We start from the raw sequence: 7,368 nt of genomic DNA, 5'->3' as shown, positions 1-7,368 counted from the left end.
TGCATTTCTCGAGCGGGGGCTTTTTCAGACCTTCCTTAGCTTAGCGTACGATTTTTTCCGAATTCTGCGGTTCCCCCTGGAAGACCTACGCAAGTTGGGCCAGCTCAGAGGTGGAATCAACGAAGGCGAGCGAATGAGGCATCTTTTCTGGCGTCTTAACTTTCTCCTTCTCTCCGGGGCAACAAACAGCGCCCAGATGTACCATGAGGCCGCCGCTCTTTCCTCCGAGCTGGATACTCGTTGGTCTTACCGCTCCAAAGAGCTTATGACGCTCTACAGCAAGGCGAAATCCTATGAGGCTGGGGAACGTGTCGAGTTCGGCGGAAAGTCGTTTGCACCGCTATACACGCCCAAAAACGACACGCTGATCAACCTATTCCAGATCTCACAGCAAGAACAAGAGCAACTGAAGACGATTATCAGCACTGACGAGGCTCAGAAGCGCCGCAGAGAGCGCGATAGACTGCGTGATGAAGAACGTCGCCGCGCCGCTGGCCAGCTTGAGCGTGAAGCCTATGAAGCCAACTCATTGAGCAGGCAAAAGCCCTGGGAAGCTATGGGCATGAGCCGGGCTAAATGGTATCGCCTGGGCAAGCCTTCACCTCAACAAAACAGTGAGACAAGTCCCTCCCCTATTACTAATGGCGAAGCCTCAGCGGTTGCCCTTCAGGCGGCCAGGTGTAAAGCCGTTTAGATGGCTATTTCAAAGTGAGTGAGATTTCGTAACGGATGGCAGCCCTAGAGGCTGCTTTCTTTTGAGGGGTTAGCAGGCGTATAGCCATGCTGGATCTCAGTCTATCACTACCTGCTTAATATTCCACCTTTAGATCCGGCAGCAGTTCGACCAGGTGGCCAACTTACCAGGCACCGGCAGCAGCTCGACCGGGTGGCCAAGTTCAGATCTGGACGCCAGAAGGAAATCAACCAGGTGGCCAACTTACCAGGCACCGGCAGCAGCTCGACCAGGTGGCCAAGTTCAGATCTGGACGCCAGAAGGAAATCAACCAGGTGGCCAACTCACCAGGCATCGGCAGCAGCTCGACCAGGTGGCCCATTTCGTACGTACGAAATCAGGCGACGCTATGCGAAATCTTGGCGGCAATCCCCCGCGACTACGTGATTTTTTTAACGTAGAGCGCGCTTTTTCTTGCCATAGTAGGCCATTTTGGCCTATAATCTTAATTAAGAAGACCGGGCACCCGCCACGGTCAATACCGGAGAACTCCGATGATCCACACAGCTAACCGCACCTTTCACCAACTCTATCGAGAATGGATACGCGAACGCCGCGAGCATATGCACAACGTTTTGACCTGGGAGCGTGATCGTTACGGTGCTCGCCTCGTCGGTCTGTTTTATCGTTACTGCAAGGTGGCCAACCCCTTTCCCCGTTGCACTCTGAATACTCGGATCAACTACCGCGCCCATGCGGTGAATCTGCCAGATTGGCCAGCCCGCAGCCTGGAGCTGAATAAAATGTGGCTCAGTTGGAGAGAAAAAAAGTAGGCCGATTTGGCCTATTTTTTATTGTACCCGCTTGACACAATAGGCCAAAATGGCCTATTATATATCTCAGAAGGCCGGGCACCCGCCACGGTCAATACCGGAGAACTCCGATGATGCAAACAGAACTTAATCCCCTGATCTGCTCCCTGGTCGCCACCCCTCGCCGTATGGCTGCAATGCCCCGCTATGTAGGCCGTTTCTATGTGGTTTTCGAGTCGATGCTTTACCAGCAAATGAAAGGGCTCTGCCGCGAGTATCGCGGGGCTTATTGGCTTATGTGGGAGCTGTCGAACGGCGGCTTTTATATGGCTCCTGGGCGTCGTGATGAAATGCTGAACATCGAGGCCATGAACTACTTTAGTGGCCAAATGAGCGCCGATGCTGCCGGGATTACCGCTTGCCTCTACCTCTATAGCCATCTGTCATTTCACACAGAAGGCGCTGACCAGGAGCGGTTTTCAAGGCTGTATCACAGCTTGCGGGATTGGGCTTGTGAGCATGACGAAAAAGAGGCCATCTTGGCCGCAATAGACTAGCAACAGAAAGCCCCGGTGATGGCCGGGGCTCTTAAAGGAGGTGCATAGGTAGAAAAAGAAATGGTGCCCCTGGTATGGCTGCAACCAATCACAGGGGCTTTCACCGGTCAATTTGAGGATAAACGCGATGAATACGGATATTGTATCACTTGCAAAACACATTGGCGACGCTCTGACGGCCCGCCGCCCCGTTCATATGCCGCGCATGAAGATGCGGGAGCTTGGCTTGCTCTTGATTGAACTGAAGGCGTATCGGGAGGCCGCCGCGACCGTTACCCATTGATAAAAAAGCCCCGGCATTGACCGGGGCTATTTGAGGATTTATCGCATGATTAGACCTGAAACGCTTAGGCCGTTCGCTGAAGATTGGCAGGCTCCAACCGCCGATGAAATCAAAGAGGTGTTGGAGCTGATTAGGCAACGAAAAGGGCTTAGTAAGCCTCTCAGTGGCGTTGATGTCGCTGATCTCGTTGGTTTGCCTGGTGAGAGAGGCAGCGGAAAGGGAACCCGAACCTTCAGGCGTTGGGTGAGCAAAACCAACCCTAGCCCTATTGCTTATGGTGCCTGGTCTATCTTGGCCCACCTGGCAGGTTTCGGGGCTATATGGGACGCTGACCGGGATTGAAACCATGACCGAACATAAGGCCGAACGTGCTCCCTGGGGAGACTTCCCGGCAGTAGTGAGGAACGGCGATCTAAAGGATCTCTCTAAAGAACCTGAATACGAAGCCGCCAAACATGGCGACCACAAGGCGATGAGCTATAAGCGCATGAAGCCGGCCGAGGACGAATTGCATTGCGAGATCAAGGCGCTGCTTGATCGCGCCAAGGCTACCGACGACCAGGAGCGTAACGAGCCGGAGCTGGACATTCCTGCCGAGATTTCTCGCCGCGAGAAGCGCCTGGAGGCGATCCAGGCGGCAAAGGCGCGCCTGGAAGCGCGCCAGCGTGAAGCGGACCAGGCCCGGGGGCGCAGCGAAGACGATGGCCGCCGGCCTCGCCATCCGGATGGCTCGGACAAGGGCGGTGGCTCGTACAAACGCGAGTTTGGTGTGCCGGATGACCGTGATCAGGAAAGCTTCACCGATCCGGACAGCCGGATCATGAAACACGCCGGTGGTGGCTCCGAGCAGAGCTACAACGGGTACACAGCGGTCGATGCCGAGCACCAGATCATCGTGGCGGCGGAGTTGACCAACTGCGCCGCGGACAGTCAGGCGCTGCTGGGCATGCTGGCAGCAGTTCAGGCCAACACCGGAGAAATGCCGGCCCAGACGCTGGCGGATGCGGGATTCCGTAGTGAGGCTGTTCTGGCAAAGGTCGCCGATCACCACGGCGATGTCATCGTTGCCCTCGGCCGCGAGGGACGTGAAGATGCCAAGGTCAATGCCAAGACCCATCCGCATACGGCGGCGATTGCGGCGAAATTGAAAACGGAGCAAGGCGATGCAGCTTACCGCCGGCGCAAGTCGATCGTGGAGGCTCCGAATGGTTGGATCAAGGCGGTGATGGGATTGCGTCAGTTCAGCATGAGGGGCCTGGACAAGGTGCAAGCCGAGTGGAAGCTCGTCTGCATGGCGCTAAATCTGAGGCGAATGGCGTATCTGTGAGGGCGAAGGTTAAATGGGGCGGCTCAAATGCACCCCAGTCGTCATAACACGCCGCGCGCCGCAAGATTGGTATCCTTGGCGCCGACGCCTTGCCAATTGCAGAGAGCGCCGCCGCCATCGTCAGTGCTCTACAGAAAACCGGTCACACGGCTCTGCCGCGCAGACTCCTAGCCTAAATGTGACAGTGGTTGGTAATCCATGCCGCCCGCAAGGGCGGCGGTGGTGGGCCAATAGATGATTTTCAGAGCCTTACTGCCCGTTGACGCCCAATCCCTCGAGCGCGAGTCTAGCCGCAGCGGCGATGACGGCCTCGCTGTGCTTGTCATCCTTGTTAGGCGCCCGGGTGTAGACGGCCAACACAATAGGTGCGCGCCCAGTGGGCCAGACGACGGCATAGTCATTTGCCGTGCCATACACTCCGCAGGTTCCGGTTTTGTCTCCGACTGCCCAGTCTGCCGGCACCGCCGCGCGGATGCGGTGGTTGCCGGTCGTGTTTCCCTTTAGCCAATCAACAAACTGCTGCCGCTGCGGCGCAGCCAGTGCAGAGCCCAGTGTCAGTTTTTGTAAGCTTTCCGTCACGGCGCGCGGCGATGAGGTATCGCGCGCATCGCCTGGGATGGCGGAGTTCAGCTCCAGCTCCCAGCGGTCCAGACGGAACGTGGTATCGCCGATAGAGCGCATGAAGGCCGTCAGCCCGGCCGGGCCGCCCAACTCCTTCAGCAACAAATTGGCGGCGGCGTTATCACTGTATTGCACGGCGGCCGCGGACAGCTCCGCCACCGTCATGCCTGTTGTCAGATATTTTTCCGAGATGGGTGACCACGGAACCAGCGCATTTTTGCCGTAACGGATGGGTGTGTCCAGCAAGCCGGCCTGCTGCTGGCTGCGAGCCAGCACAGCGGCAGCAAGAAAGCCCTTGAATGAGCTGCACAGTGGGAAGCGCTCCTCAGCGCGGTAACTTACAGTTGCGCCTGAGCCGGTATCCATCGCGTACACACCGATGGAGCCGCCAAAGTCCTGTTCGAGTTTAGCGAATGGTTCCGCGACGAGGTTGGTCAGCGCGGTGGCAGAAAAGCCAGCCAGCGGCCATGAGAGACAAGACAGCAGAACTAGACGGCGATACAGTGACATCAACGATATTCCTTGTTTGAAGGTGGAGCTAGTTAAATTAAAAATGAAGTTTTAAATCAATCTAAAGTATATATGAGTAAACTTGGTCTGACAGTTACCAATGCTTAATCAGTGAGGCACCTATCTCAGCGATCTGTCTATTTCGTTCATCCATAGTTGCCTGACTCCCCGTCGTGTAGATAACTACGATACGGGAGGGCTTACCATCTGGCCCCAGTGCTGCAATGATACCGCGAGACCCACGCTCACCGGCTCCAGATTTATCAGCAATAAACCAGCCAGCCGGAAGGGCCGAGCGCAGAAGTGGTCCTGTAACTTTATCCGCCTCCATCCAGTCTATTAATTGTTGCCGGGAAGCTAGAGTAAGTAGTTCGCCAGTTAATAGTTTGCGCAACGTTGTTGCCATTGCTGCAGGCATCGTGGTGTCACGCTCGTCGTTTGGTATGGCTTCATTCAGCTCCGGTTCCCAACGATCAAGGCGAGTTACATGATCCCCCATGTTGTGCAAAAAAGCGGTTAGCTCCTTCGGTCCTCCGATCGTTGTCAGAAGTAAGTTGGCCGCAGTGTTATCACTCATGGTTATGGCAGCACTGCATAATTCTCTTACTGTCATGCCATCCGTAAGATGCTTTTCTGTGACTGGTGAGTACTCAACCAAGTCATTTTTCAATATTATTGAAGCATTTATCAGGGTTATTGTCTCATGAGCGGATACATATTTGAATGTATTTAGAAAAATAAACAAATAGGGGTTCCGCGCACATTTCCCCGAAAAGTGCCACCTGACGTCTAAGAAACCATTATTATCATGACATTAACCTATATGTCAAGACCCGGCTGGTTATACACGCGTTTCCTGAACAATTCAGGGCGTTTTTCATGCCATTCCTTGAGCGCCTGAACGGGTGTTTTGTGTTGGAGCGCGCGTTGCGGAATGCTGTGGTTGTAGATCTTGACGTAATTGCGCAGCGTCGATTCCAGTTCGGCAGCTGAACCAAAACGGGTCTGGTTGACGATGTCGCTGATACGACCGTTGAAGCGCTCCACCATGCCGTTGGTCTGCGGATGACGAGGCGGGATGAGCCGGTGCTCGATGCCGAGCTGCTTGCACAGGCGGTCGAACACGTGTGTGCCGCTGGGTTCCTTCTTCTTGCCGCCAGCCGTGAAGCGGTCGGTGAACTGGCTGCCGTTGTCGGTCAGAAGCTTGACGATCTTGACGGGACAGGCTTGCTGGACTTTGTTGAGGAAGTCGCCACTGCTGCCATCGGTCTGGTCGGCATAGAGCTCGATGAAGACCCAGCGCGTAGCACGGTCGATGGCAACGAAGAGATAGCGCCTTGCCGTCTCGTCGGGCATCTGCGGCAGGTACTTGATGTCGATGTGCACAAAGCCCGGCTCGTAGTCCTTGAAGGTCTTTTTCGTGGCGGGCGCAGTGCCTTCCTGCTCGACCAGGTTACGTAGATCCGAGACACCGTGGCGGCGCAGGCAACGTCCCAGGCCGGCACGCGAGACGGCTGGATTGATGAACTCGCGCGTGACCGCCAGCAGGTCGTCCGTGGGCAGCAGCAACGTCTTGCGCAGCTCCACCACGATGAGCTCCTGCTCGGGCGTGAGCGTCGTGTACATCTTGTTCGGCGCATGCGACTTGTCTTCAGGAGACTCGCGGTTTTGCCACTTTCGGATGGTTTGGCGGGTGACGTTGTACATCCTGGCCAGTTCGGCCTGCGGGAGCGTCGAGTTCCTGATTTCCTCACGGATCAGGTGGGTAGTACGGGCTTGGCTGTGCAGTGCCTGGGTCATCGAGTTGCCAGTGAAGAGTCGGATTGGAACAGTGTACGCAAAACGTGTCTGGCCTTGAAGAGCGGCCAGCTACGCATGGGTACATGATCCCACGAGTCCAGACACCTATAAAAATAGGCGTATCACGAGGCCCTTTCGTCTTCAAGAATTTTATAAACCGTGGAGCGGGCAATACTGAGCTGATGAGCAATTTCCGTTGCACCAGTGCCCTTCTGATGAAGCGTCAGCACGACGTTCCTGTCCACGGTACGCCTGCGGCCAAATTTGATTCCTTTCAGCTTTGCTTCCTGTCGGCCCTCATTCGTGCGCTCTAGGATCCTCCGGCGTTCAGCTTGTGCCACAGCCGACAGGATGGTGACCACCATTTGCCCCATATCACCGTCGGTACTGATCCCGTCGTCAATAAACCGAACCGCGACACCCTGAGCATCAAACTCTTTTATCAGTTGGATCATGTCGGCGGTGTCGCGGCCAAGACGGTCGAGCTTCTTCACCAGAATGACATCACCTTCCTCCACCTTCATCCTCAGCAAATCCAGCCCTTCCCGATCTGTTGAACTGCCGGATGCCTTGTCGGTAAAGATGCGGTTAGCTTTTACCCCTGCATCTTTGAGCGCTCTGATCTGAATATCGAGGGACTGCTGGCTGGTTGAGACCCGCGCATAACCAAAAATTCGCATAAAATGTACCTTAAATCGAATATCAGACACGATGTGTCTATTATGCCAAAATGACGATTTAATGGACACTCAAACGAAGCCGTTTTACTATGTCTGATAATTTAT

General features: G+C 55.3%; 7 protein-coding genes and 2 pseudogenes. 5 read left to right on the top strand and 4 right to left on the bottom strand.

Features of this window, described 5'->3' with window-relative positions:
• The 5 genes and pseudogenes from OKC29_RS22695 to OKC29_RS22670 form a co-directional block, all read left to right on the top strand.
• A pseudogene (locus tag OKC29_RS22695) lies at positions 1-694 on the top strand (hypothetical protein); the annotation flags it as partial.
• A gap of 533 nt (positions 695-1,227) precedes the next feature.
• Complete coding sequence (locus OKC29_RS22690; RefSeq protein ID WP_013213990.1) at positions 1,228-1,506, top strand: hypothetical protein; 279 nt, start codon at positions 1,228-1,230, stop codon at positions 1,504-1,506.
• A 110-nt stretch (positions 1,507-1,616) separates the two neighbouring features.
• On the top strand, positions 1,617-2,042 hold the full coding sequence (locus OKC29_RS22685; RefSeq protein WP_013213989.1) for an antirestriction protein: 426 nt from the start codon (positions 1,617-1,619) through the stop codon (positions 2,040-2,042).
• 127 nt (positions 2,043-2,169) lie between these two features.
• Entirely contained in the window at positions 2,170-2,325 is a 156-nt protein-coding gene (locus OKC29_RS22680; RefSeq protein ID WP_013213988.1) for a hypothetical protein, read from the top strand.
• Positions 2,326-2,788: 463 nt separating this feature from the next.
• Positions 2,789-3,652: pseudogene (locus tag OKC29_RS22670) on the top strand (IS1182-like element ISKpn6 family transposase); the annotation flags it as partial.
• Positions 3,653-3,901: 249 nt separating this feature from the next.
• On the opposite strand, the gene OKC29_RS22665 reads toward OKC29_RS22670, so the two are convergent.
• The 4 genes from OKC29_RS22665 to OKC29_RS22650 all read right to left on the bottom strand — a co-directional run bounded on the left by OKC29_RS22665 (position 3,902) and on the right by OKC29_RS22650 (position 7,263).
• Positions 3,902-4,783: a carbapenem-hydrolyzing class A beta-lactamase KPC-2 gene (locus OKC29_RS22665; protein WP_004199234.1), complete on the bottom strand. Its 882-nt coding sequence runs from the start codon at positions 4,781-4,783 to the stop codon at positions 3,902-3,904.
• A 94-nt stretch (positions 4,784-4,877) separates the two neighbouring features.
• Positions 4,878-5,528 carry a class A beta-lactamase gene (gene bla / locus OKC29_RS22660; protein ID WP_045286946.1) on the bottom strand — a complete coding sequence of 217 codons (651 nt, stop codon included), beginning with the start codon at positions 5,526-5,528 and terminating at the stop codon, positions 4,878-4,880.
• A 74-nt stretch (positions 5,529-5,602) separates the two neighbouring features.
• Positions 5,603-6,583 (bottom strand): IS481-like element ISKpn27 family transposase, encoded by a 981-nt coding sequence (locus OKC29_RS22655; RefSeq protein ID WP_013213985.1) that lies wholly within the window; start codon positions 6,581-6,583, stop codon positions 5,603-5,605.
• Positions 6,584-6,705: 122 nt separating this feature from the next.
• Positions 6,706-7,263 (bottom strand): recombinase family protein, encoded by a 558-nt coding sequence (locus OKC29_RS22650; RefSeq protein ID WP_001217881.1) that lies wholly within the window; start codon positions 7,261-7,263, stop codon positions 6,706-6,708.
• Positions 7,264-7,368 lie beyond the last annotated feature (105 nt).

It is taken from the genome of Aeromonas sp. QDB34 (assembly GCF_027705405.1).
Classification (GTDB): Bacteria; Pseudomonadota; Gammaproteobacteria; order Enterobacterales; family Aeromonadaceae; genus Aeromonas; species Aeromonas hydrophila.
This window is presented reverse-complemented; position numbering and strand designations above follow the sequence as displayed.